At 58.4% G+C, this 15,785-nt stretch carries 11 protein-coding genes and 2 pseudogenes; 1 reads left to right on the plus strand and 12 read right to left on the minus strand.

The window, feature by feature from the left end:
* Nucleotides 1-10: 10 nt before the first annotated feature.
* The 10 genes and pseudogenes from ALO43_RS02210 to ALO43_RS02255 form a co-directional block, all read right to left on the minus strand.
* Nucleotides 11-1,237 carry a glycosyltransferase family 4 protein gene (locus ALO43_RS02210; protein ID WP_024670987.1) on the minus strand — a complete coding sequence of 409 codons (1,227 nt, stop codon included), beginning with the start codon at nt 1,235-1,237 and terminating at the stop codon, nt 11-13.
* A gap of 70 nt (nt 1,238-1,307) precedes the next feature.
* A pseudogene (locus ALO43_RS02215) lies at nt 1,308-2,407 on the minus strand (glycosyltransferase family 4 protein).
* A gap of 95 nt (nt 2,408-2,502) precedes the next feature.
* Nucleotides 2,503-3,726, minus strand: coding sequence for a glycosyltransferase family 4 protein (locus tag ALO43_RS02220; protein WP_054997041.1), 1,224 nt, complete (start codon nt 3,724-3,726; stop codon nt 2,503-2,505).
* Nucleotides 3,723-4,724, minus strand: coding sequence for a glycosyltransferase (locus tag ALO43_RS02225; RefSeq protein ID WP_024670984.1), 1,002 nt, complete (start codon nt 4,722-4,724; stop codon nt 3,723-3,725). Before ALO43_RS02225 ends, ALO43_RS02220 begins: the two co-directional genes overlap by 4 nt.
* Nucleotides 4,725-4,794: 70 nt before the next feature.
* Nucleotides 4,795-5,307 (minus strand): transcription/translation regulatory transformer protein RfaH, encoded by a 513-nt coding sequence (rfaH, locus tag ALO43_RS02230; RefSeq protein ID WP_054997042.1) that lies wholly within the window; start codon nt 5,305-5,307, stop codon nt 4,795-4,797.
* 50 nt (nt 5,308-5,357) lie between these two features.
* A pseudogene (locus tag ALO43_RS02235) lies at nt 5,358-7,558 on the minus strand (polysaccharide biosynthesis tyrosine autokinase).
* On the minus strand, nt 7,559-8,017 hold the full coding sequence (locus ALO43_RS02240; RefSeq protein ID WP_005890590.1) for a low molecular weight protein-tyrosine-phosphatase: 459 nt from the start codon (nt 8,015-8,017) through the stop codon (nt 7,559-7,561).
* The gene (locus tag ALO43_RS02245) at nt 8,007-8,933 is read right to left on the minus strand and encodes a glycosyltransferase family 2 protein (RefSeq protein WP_024670981.1); all 927 of its coding nucleotides are present in this window, start codon (nt 8,931-8,933) and stop codon (nt 8,007-8,009) included. Before ALO43_RS02245 ends, ALO43_RS02240 begins: the two co-directional genes overlap by 11 nt.
* A gap of 3 nt (nt 8,934-8,936) precedes the next feature.
* Complete coding sequence (locus tag ALO43_RS02250; protein WP_024670980.1) at nt 8,937-10,466, minus strand: lipopolysaccharide biosynthesis protein; 1,530 nt, start codon at nt 10,464-10,466, stop codon at nt 8,937-8,939.
* A gap of 2 nt (nt 10,467-10,468) precedes the next feature.
* Complete coding sequence (locus ALO43_RS02255; protein ID WP_053932422.1) at nt 10,469-11,590, minus strand: DegT/DnrJ/EryC1/StrS family aminotransferase; 1,122 nt, start codon at nt 11,588-11,590, stop codon at nt 10,469-10,471.
* Nucleotides 11,591-12,316: 726 nt separating this feature from the next.
* Here ALO43_RS02255 and ALO43_RS02260 point away from each other — a divergent pair.
* A complete protein-coding gene (locus ALO43_RS02260; RefSeq protein ID WP_005890596.1) occupies nt 12,317-14,125 on the plus strand; it encodes an aminopeptidase P family protein in 1,809 nt (602 codons plus the stop codon).
* Between the two features lie 24 nt (nt 14,126-14,149).
* On the opposite strand, the gene ALO43_RS02265 is transcribed toward ALO43_RS02260, so the two are convergent.
* Both ALO43_RS02265 and rhtA read right to left on the minus strand, forming a co-directional pair.
* The gene (locus ALO43_RS02265) at nt 14,150-14,464 is read right to left on the minus strand and encodes a hypothetical protein (RefSeq protein ID WP_005890597.1); all 315 of its coding nucleotides are present in this window, start codon (nt 14,462-14,464) and stop codon (nt 14,150-14,152) included.
* A 165-nt stretch (nt 14,465-14,629) separates the two neighbouring features.
* Entirely contained in the window at nt 14,630-15,517 is an 888-nt protein-coding gene (rhtA, locus tag ALO43_RS02270) for a threonine/homoserine exporter RhtA (RefSeq protein WP_024670977.1), read from the minus strand.
* Between the last annotated feature and the right edge of the window lie 268 nt (nt 15,518-15,785).

The raw sequence follows: 15,785 nt of genomic DNA on the forward strand, positions 1-15,785 counted from the left end.
GACGGTTCCCTCACACGGATTTGATGGGAACGACGCGGCCCGGCAGGTCGCTGCCTGCTGGCCCGGTATAGGCGGTCCAATCTGGCTGAGGCAGGCGCGCCAGATGAAGCAGGTGGGCCGTCACCAGGCGGCTTTCGACGAACGCCTGGATTTCCTGCTCGAAGCGCAGCACCGAAAATCGCTCGGCATTGGCCTGGCAGGCCTCTGGTGTGATGCGTGCCTGCTCTGCTTCGAACTCGGCAACAGCGGCGATCAGCGAGGCGACGGTTTGTTGTCGATAAAACACGCCGGTCGGGTGCGGGTGATCGAGCCCGCGGACGGTTTCCAGCACGCCGCCCTTGCCGAACGCAATCACCGGTGTACCGCAGGCCTGAGCCTCGACCGGGCTGATACCGAAATCCTCCTCGGCGGCAAACACAAAAGCCTTGGCGCTGCGCATGTGTTGCAGCAGCACGGCAGCCGGCTGAAAGCCCAGCAGCGTGATGTTGGGCGAGTGGCAGGCAATGGCGCGGGCCTTGGCCAGGTCAGGCCCTTCGCCGATCATGATCAGGCGCTTCTCCGGCATAGCGGCGAACGCTTCGACGATCATCGGCATGCGTTTGTAAGGCACCATGCGTGAAGCGCTGAGGTAGAAATCCTGACGAGCGCCATGCGCGGTGAAGCCGAGCGTGTCGACTGGCGGATAGATGACCGTGGACTCTCGCCGGTAAGCCTTTTCGATGCGGGCGCTGACAAACCCGGAATTGGCAATGAACGCGTCTACACCGGTCGAGGTGCGCTGGTCCCACAGCCGGATGTAGTGCAGGACAATGCGTGCCAGCCGGCTTTTGATGCCTTTGACCATCCCTGATTCCCGGAGGTACTGGTGCTGAAGGTCCCAGGCATAGCGGATGGGTGAATGCACATAACTTATATGCAGCTGCCCCGGACCGCTGAGCACGCCTTTGGCCACAGCATGGCTGCTGCTGATGATCAGGTCATAAGCGGACAGGTCCAGTTGTTCTATGGCCAGCGGCATCAACGGCAGGTAGCGTTGGTAGTGTTTTCGGGCACCAGGCAGATTCTGGATAAACGTCGTTTTCGGCCTTTTGCCGCGCAGGTGCAGACGGTCCTGATCGTTGAGAAAATCGATCACGGCAAACAGGTCCGCGTCAGGCCAGATATTGATCAGTGACGCGAGTACGCGTTCGGCGCCGGCGTAAGTCACCAGCCAGTCATGGACGATAGCAATTTTCATGGGCGTTCCTTGCTCAATGTGCTCACGCTGTCGCAGACGCGGCAATGTGTCCGGCAATACAGGTGTCGACTCAGGGCTCGTCTGAAGATGTGCGATGGTCATGCGATGTCTCGCCGTGCGCATCGACCACGGGTTCCAGCAGCGTGTCGATATGCCGGGAAAGGTGCTTCGCGGAAAGCTCCCAGGAAAAACGTTGTACGTTTTTCAGCCCCCGCAGACGCAGCGATTGACGTAACGGGGCGTCGACCAGCACGCGGCGCATTGCCGCCGCCATGTGGCTGACGTCCAGAGGATCGAAATACAGCGCGCTGTTCTGCAGCACTTCAGGAATCGAGGCGGCATTGGCAGCCAGCACCGGACAGCCGCAGGCCTGCGCTTCCAGCGGCGGAATGCCGAAACCCTCGTACAGCGACGGGAAGACGAAGGCGATTGCCCCCTGATACTGCTCGATCAGTTCGGCATCACTGAGCCGACCCAGAAAGCGGATGCGAGGGTCACGACAGGCCAGGCGCTGCAGGTCCGGATCGGCGAACACGCCGCTTGCCGCTGCAGATCCGCGTGACCACGCAGGCTCAGAAACGCCTCGATCAGTCGATTGAAGTTTTTGTGCGCAGCGGGCGATGAGACTGCCAGCAAATATTTCGGCCGGTCAGGCACGACCGGACGCGGTATGAATTGATCGCTGACCGCTGCGGGTACGACCAGCACCTTGTCTTCGGCATATCCGTAGAAAGAGCTGATCTCTGTTTTGGAAAAAACGCTGCCGGTCAGCAGGGTTCTGGCCCGCGACAGCAGGACCGGGGTAATGGTCCGGTAGACCAGGCGAAACAGCCGGGTATAACTTTGCGGATAACGCACATAGTTGATGTCGTGATGAGTGGCTATCTGGTTGCCGTAGAACATAGGGCCGGTGTTGCTGATCGAGATCAGCAGCGGGCTGCCCCGGCGCTTCAGGTACAGCGGCAAATCGATCTGCTCCCATAAATGACCGGTGGTATAGCCGACACGCTGCGCATCCAGCGCACGGGCACACTCATGCAGTCTGATCGCGCGCGGGGCAACAAAAACCAGATCGTTGCGCAGGCGTTTCAACGCCCGGCACATCTGTTCTGCATAGCGCTGCACACCACTGATGTCCTGGGTGAGAAACCGTGAATTGATGAAAATCATCTCAAGCTTCCTGCTGGTGAGGGTGATTTGGCTGGAGTACGAGCGCCTTGCCCGGTGCCCATGAGGTCGAAGATGTCCATTGAGCAGGACTGAAACTACGTGCGTACGCTGCGCCAGGTGATGCGGTCCTGAAGCGTCTGAGCAAAAATGCTTTCGTATTGATCCAGCATGAGGTCCAGGTTCAACAGGGACGCGACACTGTTACGCGCCTGACTGCCCAGGCGTGCGAGAAGCTCGGGTTGCTGATGCAGTTTGAGCATCGCCAGGCCCAGCGAGTCAGGATCATCGGGGCTGCACAGCAGGCCGTTGAGAGGGTCCTGAATGATTTCCGTCAGCCCGCCCATGCGGCTGGCAATCACTGGGCGGGAGTGCGCACAGGCTTCCACAGCCACCAGGCCGAATGGCTCGTTCCACATCGAAGGGACGACCGCGACATCGATCTGACGGTAGAAAATATCGGGCTGCTGAAAGCCGACGAAACTGATCCGGGGTGATGTGACCCTGGCCCGCAAGCGTATCTCGTCAGCCAGTTGCCCACGCCCGGCGATCTTCAGGGTGGCGTCGAAGGGCAAATGCTGGAACTGATCGATCAGCCATCCCACCCCTTTGTTTTCCGACAGCGTGCCCAGATAGCCAAAGCGCAGTGGGGCTTTATCCGCCGGTGGTGTGCGCAACTCGTGCAGCGGGGGTGAAAACGGACTGGCGTTATGCACCACATAGCCTCGTGCGCCCTTGAAATAGCCCTGCGCTTGAAGGGTGTCGAGCATGAAACGGCTAACCCCCACGACTGTACTGACTTGCTCCGATTGTCGAGCGTGATGCTTGCGAAACTGCGAGCACACCCGGCACTGCCGCTGACAGCTCTGACCGTTTTTGAACATGGTGCTGCCCGGACACAGCAAGTAAAAATCGTGCAGGACCTGCACGACAGGGCAATCGGCTGCGCTGATTTCGTCCCATGCCGACACCGACCAGCCGGTCAGGTTATGGCAGACCACGAGCTCGGGCTGTTCAGCTGCCATCACTTGACCGACGTAGTCGCGCATGCCGCTGTTGTAGCGATCACGCCAATGCCAGCCCAACCGCGCCAGACGGCCAGGTCGTTGAGCGCTGAAATGCCAGTAACTGTTCAGCAGTCCGGCCCGATAGACCTTGACACGATTGACCTCCGCCAGTTGCAGGTCAGGCTTATCGGAGGTGGCCAGCACCGCCACCGTATGACCGCGCTGCTGCAACCCCTCGACGGTGCGCTGCAGGATGATTTCCGCTCCGCCGCCGATATCGGGCGCGTAAAGGCTACTGACAAAGAGGATTTTCATAGCGGGTATGACCTGTTCAGGCCCAATACGCCAGCTTCGCCCTCGCGTATGGCCTTTCTCAGCAGGTGCAGGCGCTGCATGGCGTTATGACGACGTGCGCACAGGCTCAGCATGCAGAGAAAGACCAGCCGGTTGAGTCGATGGCTCGGCGCGGAAGATGCCCAGACATACTTGTCGAACCATGCCTGATTGCGCGCTGCGTAATAAGCGCGTAGATCCGATCCGCCCAGCAGGTAGTTTTCATAGACGTTGCGGGTGCGGGCCTTGATGTTCCACGAGTCCTCCAGGTCATCAAGCCGTGCGCCGGTTATCAGAAACAGCTTTCCGCCGCCCTGGGTGATCCGCCAAGTGTATTCACTGTCATCCACGTACAGTTTGAGCGCATCCAGTGGCTGGCCGATCTTCATGTAGAGGCTGCGATGGGCCAGCAACCCGCCGTAAGTCGCGAAGGGAATTTGCACCATTTCTGGCAAGGGGCTGGCCGCCCTGGACCGCCTGAAAGGCAAGCGGCGCCATATCTTGTAGGGCAACTGGGCAATGTGAAAACCGAAGAAACTCGAGCGACGCTGAATGGCGTAACGCAGCGGAACCCCGGCGGCAACGTCGGCCTGGTGAGTCGGACGAAATCCGAGTACTGCGGTGTTGTCATTCCCGCCGCTTTGCGTCTTTTCGTGCAGGGCTCTGTGCAGTACTTCAATGGCATCAAGGGTCGGCGCGTTGTCATCGTCCATCAGCCAGATGTAGTCGTCCCCGGCGTCGAGCGCTGCCTTTATGCCAACCGAATAACCGTTGGCCGAACCGGTATTGTGCGCAAGCCGGATCACCTGAACCTTGTCCGGCCATTCTTCGCACAGCGTCTGTAACGGCGCGACAGAAGCATTGCTGACGATGATGACCCGACTGATCAGCGGGCTCTGAAGCGAGCGGCTGATCAGCGTGTGCAGATAGTCGAAACGGTCACCATAGGTGAGCGTCACCAGGGTGGTCTGACAGGGCATGGTGCGGTTCCGGTGCGGAGGGCGGATGATGAGCGCGTGAAGGCGGCAGTGTCTGTTGGTGTGGTGAGCCTCAGGCCCTGGCTTGTACCCGTGACAGACTGCTGATGGGCAGCACCACCTGATGCTGGCGTTGCAACATGCTGAGCAGAATGACCGCGCGTTCGCTGCCGTCCGCTGTCAGGAAAATCGCCTCGACTGCACTCAGGCTGCCGGTGTTGATCAGCACTATGTCGCCCCGGGTAAACCGGGTGTCCGCCGATGGCGCAGAAAGACGCTGGCGGATCTGCTCGATCAGCGCGTCCCGAACCGGCACCGGCTGACCGCCAAAGGTCACGATGCGTGAGACGCCACGAGTGGAACGGATCGGGTACCAGTTGTCATGCACCTGGTCCATGCGAATGAACAGGTAGCCGGGGAACAGCGCTTCTTCAGTCTGCAGCCTGGCGACGGTCCTTTTTGCAGTCGCCTGTAGTGGCCGGTAACACTCGAAGTGCTGGCGTTGCAGATTCTCTGCGGCGCGCGCTTCCTGACGTGGTTTGGTCTGGATCAGATACCAGCGAGCATCCTGATCAGCGAGAAGCATGGTCAATTCCTTTTATATGAAGCGGCTCGGGTGTCTGGGGGCGTTTCTGGCTAGCGGGGGGCAGGGTGGTAGTTGTAACCATAGGCGGCACAGTCGTAGTCGGAGGTCATGGCGTTGCGCACCACAGCATTGAAAATGGCCCCTTTGATCAACACTCCGTTCTGGCCCAGGCGACGCTTGCAGGCTTCGATCTCCTTGATCGTGGTCATGCCAAAACGCGCGACCAGCAGGCAGGTGCCTGCCTGACGCCCCACCAGTGTCGCGTCGGTCACCGCCAGGATGGGCGGTGTGTCGATCAGGATCAGGTCATAGCGTGGCGACAGCTCGGCCAGCATTTTGTGGAAATTGTCATGCATCAGCAGTTCCGAGGGGTTGGGCGCCGCGAACCCGCAGGAGATGAGATCCAGGTGGTGAATGCGCGTCGGGTTGATGACCTCGCTGCAGGGCAATCGGGCGGCCAGCGTGTCGGACAGGCCGTGCCTGGGTTGCAGACCGAAGATACGGTGCAGGTAACCCTTGCGCATGTCAGCATCGATAAGCAACACCCGTTTGCCGGTCTGGGCAATGATCGCCGCCAGATTGGCCGACACAAACGATTTGCCGGCGCCCGGCGTCGGGCTCGATATCATCAGCACGTTATTGCGCGCTTCAAGCATCGCGAAATGCAGGCTGGTACGCAGGCTGCGCAATGATTCAACAGCCAGCTCGTCGGGCGCCGCGATGCTCAACAGTTTCGGCTCAAGCGTTGCCCGACTGTTCTTGCCGGGCTTCTCCAGTCGATCCTGATGGCGCGAAAAGGCCAGCGACGCATAGACCGGCATGCCGAGGCTTTCGATGACTTCTGCGCTTTCAACACCACGATAGAACGCCTGACGTATGAAAATGATGGTCACCGCAACCAGGACACCGAACAGAGAGGCAATCAGTACGATCAGCTTCTTCATCGGCCTGACGGGCCTTTCTATGTTGCTGTCGGCATTGTCGATGATCCTTACGTTACCGATGCTGCCCGCTCGCAGAATGTCCTGCTCCTGGCTCTTGTTGAGCATCAGCGTGTAGGTCTGGCTGGTGACCTGCATGTCGCGCGTCAGACGCAGCAATTCCTGCTGGGTCATGGGCAGCGCTTCGATCTTTTTCAGCAGGGCCTGCCTCTGTTGTTCAAGCTGATTGATCTGGCTCATCAAACCGCGGTAGGTCGGGTGCTCGCGGGTGTACAGACGCTCCAGTTCGACGCGTTTGAGTTTCAGCTCGGAAAGCGTCGCGTCGAGACTGACCACCTGATCAAGCACTCCCTTGGTTTCGATGCTCAGGTCCACAGACTTGGCGCTGGTCTGAAAATTGTTCAGCGCGACCTCTGACTCTTCCAGTTGTTTGCGCACCGCAGGCAGTTGCGAGCGCAGAAACTCCAGACGCTGGGCCGCCTCGGCAGAACTGCGCTCGACGTTCTGGCGTACGTACAGATGGCTCACCTCTTCGAGAATTCGATTGGCCTTCTGCGCATCCGGGTCTTCGATGGACAGGTAAATGATCCCTGAGTCTCTGCCGGCCTCAGTGATCTTCAAACGGTTCTGATAGCTCAACGCGGTGCTGAAGGTGCGTTGTCTTGAGACCGTGAAATCAGTCCCGGGACGTGCTTGCAGCGCGGCGACCTGAATCGTGACCCCGCTGCCCTCGACGACGCGATTGGTCGCGCCGCGAAGCAGCAGACGGTGCTCATCGTCGTAGAGCGAGAACTGGCCGGGCTGGCCTGCAGTCAGAGTCAGGTTTTCGCCGAGCAGAGACTCCGGCACGTCGAGTTGAAAAACGTCGATTTTCTCGCCGCCCCACGCATAGCGGTTGAGGCCGAACAAGGGCTCTGCCAGCGTGCGCTGGCTTCCAGGGGTAAAGGTGCGATGCAGGTAAGGACCGATCACCGGAAAGAAGTCCGGGGTCTGCAGCACATTGAGTTTGAGGTCATCGACCACCTTGCCTAGCAATGCACGTGATTTGATCAGCTCTGGGACACTGACGTCGGCCTGCCGCTGGCCTCTGGCGTGCCCTCGATGCCAATTTTTCTGGGCTCTATCTGGATCATGGCATTGGCCTGGTAGTAAGGCGTCGCCAGAATCGCGTAGGCCAGCCCGATCAGGAAGAACAGCCCGACGGTCCAGAGAATCAAGGCTTTGTGATCGAACAACATCCGCAGAACGGTTGCCAGATCGACCCGTGAATCCTGGTAGTGATCCAAAAGAGCATGGTTCATGACGGTCATTTATCGTGTCTCTTCTGACTGAAAATGAGGAAGCCAGTCGTCGATGCACCGCGAGAGCTGCGCATAGGTCTGTTCGAAGGCTGAAAGGGGTCGCCGATAGGGGTCGGCTACATCGGGATCGAGCGGGCCTTGCCACTGGCCAATCGAGAAAGTTCTGCCACGTACTGCGGGCGCGAACCTGAGCAGGTCGGGCATGTGCCGCCGTTCCATCACCAGGATCAGCTCTGCCTGGTGCAGCAGCTCGTGGTTGACCTGGCGTGCGGCATGGGGCTGCAGCGGCACACAATGGGCATCCAGCACGGCGCGGGCCGACGGGTCTATAGGTGAGCCTGACAGCGCGGCGATGCCTGCCGAATCAACACACACTGTGGTGGCCCCCAGGCGCTGGCGCATCATGGCCACCGCCATCGGGCTGCGGCAGACGTTGCCGACGCACAGCACCAGTACGCTACTGAACATGGCTGTCCGTCGGTGTCGGCAACAGACGCTTGAACAGGTTGCCGACGAGGTTGCCCGCCACTTTCCACAGGGTCTGAAGTTTGCGGCGAGGAGCAAGCGCTGCCAGCGCGAGGCAAACCGTCTGGACCAGAAAGTGCTCGTACAGTGGTTGATTGCCGATACGATTGTAGTAGTTGGCCAGGCTGAAGCAGGTCATCAGGTTCATGTGGATCTTGCGCTTATCGCTGCGCATGGAAAACACTCCGCCAGGGTGCAGTCGATACGCTGCGGGCTTGATCTCTCCCAGGAACTTGCCGCTGCCATAAGCGCCCAGCAGCGACCACCAGCACATGTCGTTCAGCGGTGCGCTGCGGACATTCAGCTCCGCAGGCAATGTGCTGAAGACATTGCGAAAACACGTGGTAAGGGTCGACAGCCGCCGTGCTTTCTGTAATTCCAGAGGCGTGGCGTCGGTGCGCAGGCGGCCTTTCAACTGCACGCCATACTGACCGTTCTCGTCGAAGGCGAACGCATCGTGGTAAGTGATGACGCAGCCAGGATGGCTTTCGAGAAAGTCCACTTGAGTTTGCAGTTTGAGCGGATCCGTCCAGTAGTCGTCTGCTTCGCAATAGGCTATATAGCGGCCGCGTGCGCTGGCAAAAAGCGCCGGAACACAGGGCTGGCCCAGGCTGTATTGGTTGGCTTTTTGGTAGAACGCTCGAATGATCGTCGGGTACCGCTCGGCGTATTGCGCGATGATGCGTGCGGTACTGTCGGTGGAGGCGTCGTCGTTGATCAGAATTTCGTAATCGAAGCGTGTCTGCTGCGAAAGGAAGCTGTCCAGCGCCTGAGCGATGAAGGCTTCCTGGTTGTAAGCCGGGCAGACAATGCTTAATAGCGGTGGCTGCGCAGTCGTTTTTTTAACGATGGTATCCATTGTTCAAGTACTCGGTTTGCTGAACAGAACATGGATTTTCGACCTTAGTGGCCTGTGACTTCCCGCCACTAGCGCGAGTGTGATCAGACCGCTGACGGCCATCGCCAAAAGCAGGCTGCCTCGACTCTGGCCTGCGATCAGGCGAAACACAGGCTCACTGATCGCCAACCCGACAGCGGTCATGATGGTGATGCGCACGATATCGCTCAGCCACTGCCGATGAATGCCTGGTGCCAGACATTGATGCACGATCAACGGCCAGATGGCGAAAGACGTCATGCGCAGAAAAAACCAGGCCAGCGCAGCGCCGTACACGCCCTGATAATGAATGGCCAGGCACATGACGGGCACCGTGATGGCGGTCGATACCAGGCTGTACCAGAGGTGCAGCTGCATCCGGCCATAGGCGTACTGCAGATAGAACTGAAAGGCGCTGGCGGCCATGATCGCGCTGCCCAGTGCATACCAGCCCAGCACCGGACGACTCCAGCGGGCGGCCATTTCGTCGCCGCTCCACGCGAAGATCAACGGCTCGGCATGCAAGGCAATGACGGCGGCCAGTGGAAAGAGAACGCTGCAGGCCATGCGATTAGCGCCGAGAAACAACGCGTGCATGTCGTCGCGTTTGCCTTCGGCCATCAACACCGTCATGCGCGGCAGTAGCGTCTGAATCAGTGGATTGGCCAGCATCAGAATGCCGGTGGTAATCAACGCAACAAGGGAAAAGTAGCCGTACTGGTCCAGCGGCAGCACGTTCGACAGTAGCGCCTTGTCCATCTGGGTCAGCACGACCCACAGCACCGCGCTCAGCGACAGACTGCCGGCGAACGGCAGAATCGGTTTGACGAGTGGCCAGTCCAGACCGCTCAGCCAGCGTGGCGCGGGCATCTGATGCCAGGCTTTGCAGGCGAAGACCAGTGTCTCGATCAATCCCACTGCTGCCTGAAACTCAAAGAAGTGCCTTGGGTCCTGGGAGAACTGGCTGACCAGTAGCAGCCCGCCCAGATAGCGCAGCGTGGCGATCGACACATTGGCAGCGTTGAGCCAGCCATGCTGTTCGAGCCCCTGAAGACCACTTTTGTACAGAGTCGAATAGAGGCGCAGGGCAATGATCAACCCCATCAAGCCGATACAGTAGGACAGTGTGTCGGGCTGCAGCGTGTCTGCATTGAGCCAGCGCGTGGCGATCCATGTGCTGGCTGCAACGATGAGCAAGCCACTGAGCACCGCCAGCGGCAGAAACAGCAGCTCAAACGAGCGCAACAGTAGACCAAGCTTTTGCTCGAGCGCGGGAGTGCCCCGTTGATGAGCCACTGCGCGTACCAGACTTGGAGACAACCCGGCGTCCAGCAGTTGCAACCAGGCTTGCAGCAGTGTGAAGAAACCGATCAGGCCATAGGCTTCGGCGCCCAGATGGTTCAGGTAGAACGGCATGATCAGAATCCCGATCAGCAGCACATAAGCCTGACCACCGTAATTCAGTAACGTGTTACGAAAGATGGAGACATGAAGCGAGGAGGGGCCGTGGGTCATGATCAACTTGCCCGCGCAATGGCAGGCGCGCCATAACCGGAACCTTCCAGGCTGCAGGCTTCGATCAGCGTGCGAATGACCAGGTCCTGATCGCTTTTCTGCAGGCCCGGGTAGATAGGCAGGCACAGCACCCGCTCGCTCAAGGCCCGGGAGACGGCCTGTGCCGGTTGCGGTTGCAGATATTCAAGCGTGTCCAGCGATGGATAAAAGTAACGACGAGGGTTGATCTCGCGCAGGTTCAGCGCAGTGCGTACTTGCAACAGCTGTTGCTCGTCGCGCAAGGCCACGGGGTAGTAGCTGTTGTTCAGGCTGCTGTCGGTCTGGGGTTGCTGCAGATCGAGGTAGCTTTCCAGTGATGAGGTGTAGCGGCACGCGATCTCTGCGCGCTCCTCGAGAATGTTTTCAATGTTGTCCAGAACACACAGCCCCATCGCTGCGGAAAACTCATTGAGTTTGGCATTGATGCCAATGCCGTCGATCCGGTCCACTCCGGATATACCGAAGTTGCACAACAGATGGGCCTTCCTGGCCAGTTCGTCGTCATTCGTGATGATCGCGCCGCCTTCGATGGTATGAAACAGCTTGGTGGCATGGAAACTCAGGGTACTGATATCGCCATGGTTCAGCACCGACTGGCCCGCATGGCGCACGGCGAATGCGTGCGCGCCGTCATACACCACTTTGAGCGAGTGTTTGCGAGCAATCTGTTGAATTGCTTCAACGGCGCAAGGATTGCCAAACACATGTGTGCCGACGATCGCGGTAGTGTCCTCGGCGATACTGTTGCTGATGTGTTGCGGAGAGATGTTCCAGGTGGCCGGATCGATATCGGCAAAAATCGGCCGGATGCCTTCCCATTGCAGCGAGCTGCTGGTGGCGACAAAGCTGAACGGCGTGGTCACGGCGCTACCTGTCAGGCCCAGGGCGCGATAGGCAACCTGCAAGGCCAGTGTGCCGTTGTTGGTCAGAATAATATGACGGACACCCAGGTAATCCTTGAGGCGGTCAGTCAGTTCCTTCGCCAGCGGGCCATGATTGGTCAGCCAGCCTCTGGCGTAAATCCCTTCGACGTAGCGTTTGAACTGATCGATATTCCCCAGGTAAGTCTTGGTCACATTAATCATCGAAGCCTCCATGTCTCTCTGAACCAGGTTGTTGCCAAACGAATGACCAGGCGCGTCTCGGCTACAGCGTCACATTGCTTCAGGCAACGCTACCGCCATACCGAACGCGTTCAGTACTTTCAAAGGGGGGATTCAAGAGTCAACAGGCATCCGCCAGCGCAAGATGAGCACTGGGGAAATAACTAACTGCGTGGGACGGAACAGCAGCCAACTTCGACGTGGTTATCCTGGCGCCTGCTCTGCGGCATGTGCGTAATGATCAGGATGTGTGTCTGACAGCGCTATATATCGGTGGCAACAGGGTATCTGTCAAATTATTTCGTCAGTCTTCTGTTGTTTTCCAGAAAAAGACTTTCGGCTTATTCGCTAACTCGTTGATTGTTATGAGTGTCAAAAAAACAGCAGTTAAGCGTTGCTTTTTACTGGCACCTTTTACGCGCCATTTCGAAGCAGTAAAGGTCGTCCAGGCAGGCTGGCCTGCATACCTGGTGCGAGCTTTATGTTCTGTAGGGTTCTATTTGGTGTAATGCATGATTCTCCAGGGCGGTTGGTGGTTCCCGACTGGGCATGGGCCGCTTCATTCATGAGCAGGACATCGGACGCGCGGCCGGGTTGATCAGAGAATCCCTGCTTCGGCCAGCGTTTTGGGCGGTTGCTCAGTCTCGATGAGTGCTCCATTATCTGAACCAGCGAAAGCAGCCAATTTTCGGGTCAGCAGGAGAATCAATGAGCACGCAATCCTACGTCGGTTCAGCAGTGGCAGAACGTCTTGCGCAAACCCGCGCCTTGATGAGCCGGGAGCATATCGATGCCTATCTGGTGCCGTCGGCGGATCCGCACCTTTCCGAATACTTGCCCGGTTACTGGCAGGGCCGGCAATGGCTGTCAGGTTTTCACGGTTCAGTCGGTACGTTGATCATCACCCAGGATTTTGCGGGCATATGGGCTGACAGTCGTTACTGGGAGCAGGCAACCAAAGAGCTCGCAGGCAGCGGCATAGAGCTGGTCAAGCTGTTACCTGGCCAGCAAGGCCCGCTTGAATGGCTGGCTGATCAGGCCAAGGCTGAGACCGTGGTTGCCGTTGATGGCGCAGTTCTCGCTGTTGCTTCTTCTCGTACTCTGGCCAGCAAGCTCTACGAGCGCGGCGCTCGCCTGCGGACCGACATCGATCTGCTCATCGAACTGTGGGCGGACCGCCCGGTCTTGCCGACTCACCCGATTTACGAGCATCTGCCTCCGCAGGCTTCGCTGACTCGTGGCGAGAAGCTGACACGCGTCCGTCAGATCATGCTCGAGCGCAAGGCTGACTGGCACTTTATCGCCACGCTGGATGATATTGCCTGGCTGTTTAATCTGCGCGGCGCAGACGTGTCCTACAATCCGGTGTTCATCTCCTTCGCATTGATCGGTCCGCAAAGTGTGACGCTGTTTGTTGATGCCAGGAAGGTCCCGGAGGGCGTGCGTACCAGTCTCGAGCGCGACGGTATCAACCTGCTGGATTACACGCGAATCGGCGCGGCCTTGCGTGAGTTGCCCAAAGACGCTCGACTGCTGGTGGATCCGGCGCGTGTGACATGTGGGTTGCTCGATTATCTGGACAGCGAAGTGATGCTGGTCGAGGGACTGAACCCGAGCACACTGCTGAAATCGCAGAAAACCGAGGTGGATGCGGATCATATTCGCCATGCAATGGAGCAGGACGGCGCGGCGCTCTGTGAATTCTTTGCCTGGCTGGATGGCGCGTTGGGGAAAGAGCCCGTCAGCGAGCTGACAATCGATGAAATGCTCACTCAGGCGCGGGAGCGTCGCCCGGATTATGTGTCGCCCAGCTTTGCGACCATTGCGGGTTTCAATGCCAACGGCGCGATGCCGCATTACCGCGCGACCGAAGCAGAGCATTCCCTGATCGAGGGGGATGGCTTGTTGCTGATAGATTCGGGCGGTCAGTACCTTGGCGGCACCACTGATATCACGCGCATGGTCGCAATAGGTACGCCGAGCGTCGAACAGAAGCAGGACTGCGCGCGAGTCCTCAAGGGGGTCATTGCGCTGTCGCGCACTCATTTTCCGAAGGGCATTCTGTCTCCGTTGCTGGACGCTATCGCTCGCGCGCCGATCTGGAGCGACGGCGTCAACTATGGCCACGGTACGGGGCATGGCGTAGGGTATTTTCTGAATGTTCACGAGGGGCCGCAGGTCATTGCCTATCAGGCGCCGGCGACACCTCAGACAGCCATGCTGCCTGGCATGATCACGTCCATCGAGCCCGGGACCTATCGCCCGGGTCGCTGGGGCGTACGTATCGAAAACCTGGTGATCAATCAGGTGGCTGCCACGACCGAGTTCGGCGATTTTCTGCGTTTTGAAACCCTGACGCTTTGCCCGATCGATACCCGCTGCATTGAGGTATCGATGCTGAACGAGGAAGAGCGCAACTGGCTGAATGACTACCACGCGCAGGTCCGAGGTCGATTGAGCCCATTGCTTGACGGTGCTGCACTTGCCTGGCTGCAGGCCCGCACAGTCGCAATCTGAGCAGGGCTGCCCGGTGTCGCTGGTTCAGTCCTGCGGCACCGGGTTGTTCAGGGGCGTGTTCTTCTTGCAGACGATAATCATGCTGCGGCTTGTGTAGCCCGCCGGGTTCAGACCAAAGGGGTAGTCTTCCGGTTCTTCGGTGACATCCCCTGACTTGGCTATGACCTTGAAGGTTCGTGATGCACAGGCATTCGTTGCCAGCTCATAACATTTCGCCCAGGAAGAGGTGAGACCCGAGCAGTTGATATGGATGCCGCGTTTGCCCGGCATTACCGGCTTGGAAGTAGCGGCACAACCTGCCACTGCTAACATGGCCAGTGCGATAAAAGTGTATTTCATTCCTTTCCTTAGCGGGCCATTACTGATCGCGATCCACCTGAATCGCTGCATCATGGATCGGTAAAAGCGTTGTCCGGTTTCTCGAAAATGTAGCAGTCAGGTGTAAACATGGCGCATGCGCGTGACAAATGCTAGTGCCATTGCGTTTCTCGTCTGCTGGCGCGTTCAATCTGCGGGCACCAACTGAGGTTTGGCATTTGCCGAGCTCAGGGTCGCCCCGATCGACGCAAAAATGATTGCGCCGATCGCCAGCCATTGAGTCAGTGAAAGATCCTCATGAAGGAATATCAGGCCTGACAGCGCTGCAAATACCGGTTCCAGGCTTGCCAGTGTGCCGAACGTGCGCGCCGACATGCGTGTCAGCGCGATCATCTCCAGACTGTAGGGGAGGGCGGTCGATAATATCGCGACGCCCAGCGCGGCGGGTATCAATGATATATCCAGCAATGCACTGCCAGCGTGTATCACACCGATCGGTCCGATAAACAGTGCGGCAATCATGACGCCAAGCGCGGCCGTCTGAACACCATTGTCTGCGCCGGCCTTCTGGCCGAACACTATATAAGCTGCCCAGCAGACGCCTGCCCCGAGCGCGTAGCAAGCGCCCACCAGATCGACCGCAGCATCCGAGTTGCCCAAAGGGATCAACAGCAACAGGCCGATGACGGCAAGTGTCACCCATAGAAAGTCGATGGGTTTGCGCGATGACAGCAAGGCCACCGCCAGTGGGCCGGTGAATTCCAGTGCAACAGCTATTCCCAGAGGCACCGTCTGCAATGACATATAGAAGAGGAAATTCATGCAGCCCAGCGCAATGCCGTAGATCACGACAGTGCGCAACGACTTTGCAGTCAGGCTCGCTCGCCACGGACGAAGGATGACAAGCAGGATCAGGCTCGCGAATACCAGCCTGAGCGTCGTGGTTCCTTGAGCGCCTACAACCGGAAAAAGGCTCTTTGCCAATGATGCGCCGCTTTGAATCGACACCATGGCAATGATCAGTAGTCCCAAGGGAAAGAGGGCTGAGAGGATATTGTTGGATTTGTAAGGCATTTCGGTTCTGCGTCCTTGGGGTGCTGCGCTCTGGGGGCTGACATGATGAGGAATAAATGATATCTGAGCAATATATTGCTCAGATGGCACTTTCCTTTCTATATAGGTGGTCACAGGGCGTGTTGAAATGGGGAATTAGAGAGATTTGAGAATTAACGGTTGACGCCCTCTGTGATCTGTCTATAATTCGCCCCACTTCCGGCGCAGACGGAAACGAAAAAGCCTTGTAGATCAATAGTTTACAAGGATTCGGAGTGAAGAGTCAGCG

Origin of the sequence: Pseudomonas tremae (genome assembly GCF_001401155.1) — a bacterium.
In the GTDB taxonomy this organism is placed as follows: Bacteria; Pseudomonadota; Gammaproteobacteria; order Pseudomonadales; family Pseudomonadaceae; genus Aquipseudomonas; species Aquipseudomonas tremae.

Excerpts from the sequence above, each read along its gene's own strand:
- ALO43_RS02255 (WP_053932422.1), bottom strand. The coding sequence starts at position 11,590 with ATGATTAATGTGACCAAGACTTACCTGGGGAATATCGATCAGTTCAAA.
- ALO43_RS02225 (WP_024670984.1), bottom strand. The coding sequence starts at position 4,724 with ATGCCCTGTCAGACCACCCTGGTGACGCTCACCTATGGTGACCGTTTC.
- ALO43_RS02210 (WP_024670987.1), bottom strand. The coding sequence starts at position 1,237 with ATGAAAATTGCTATCGTCCATGACTGGCTGGTGACTTACGCCGGCGCC.
- ALO43_RS02245 (WP_024670981.1), bottom strand. The coding sequence starts at position 8,933 with ATGGATACCATCGTTAAAAAAACGACTGCGCAGCCACCGCTATTAAGC.
- ALO43_RS02265 (WP_005890597.1), bottom strand. The coding sequence starts at position 14,464 with ATGAAATACACTTTTATCGCACTGGCCATGTTAGCAGTGGCAGGTTGT.
- rfaH (WP_054997042.1), bottom strand. The coding sequence starts at position 5,307 with ATGCTTCTCGCTGATCAGGATGCTCGCTGGTATCTGATCCAGACCAAA.
- ALO43_RS02220 (WP_054997041.1), bottom strand. The coding sequence starts at position 3,726 with ATGAAAATCCTCTTTGTCAGTAGCCTTTACGCGCCCGATATCGGCGGC.
- ALO43_RS02260 (WP_005890596.1), top strand. The coding sequence starts at position 12,317 with ATGAGCACGCAATCCTACGTCGGTTCAGCAGTGGCAGAACGTCTTGCG.
- rhtA (WP_024670977.1), bottom strand. The coding sequence starts at position 15,517 with ATGCCTTACAAATCCAACAATATCCTCTCAGCCCTCTTTCCCTTGGGA.
- ALO43_RS02250 (WP_024670980.1), bottom strand. The coding sequence starts at position 10,466 with ATGACCCACGGCCCCTCCTCGCTTCATGTCTCCATCTTTCGTAACACG.
- ALO43_RS02240 (WP_005890590.1), bottom strand. The coding sequence starts at position 8,017 with ATGTTCAGTAGCGTACTGGTGCTGTGCGTCGGCAACGTCTGCCGCAGC.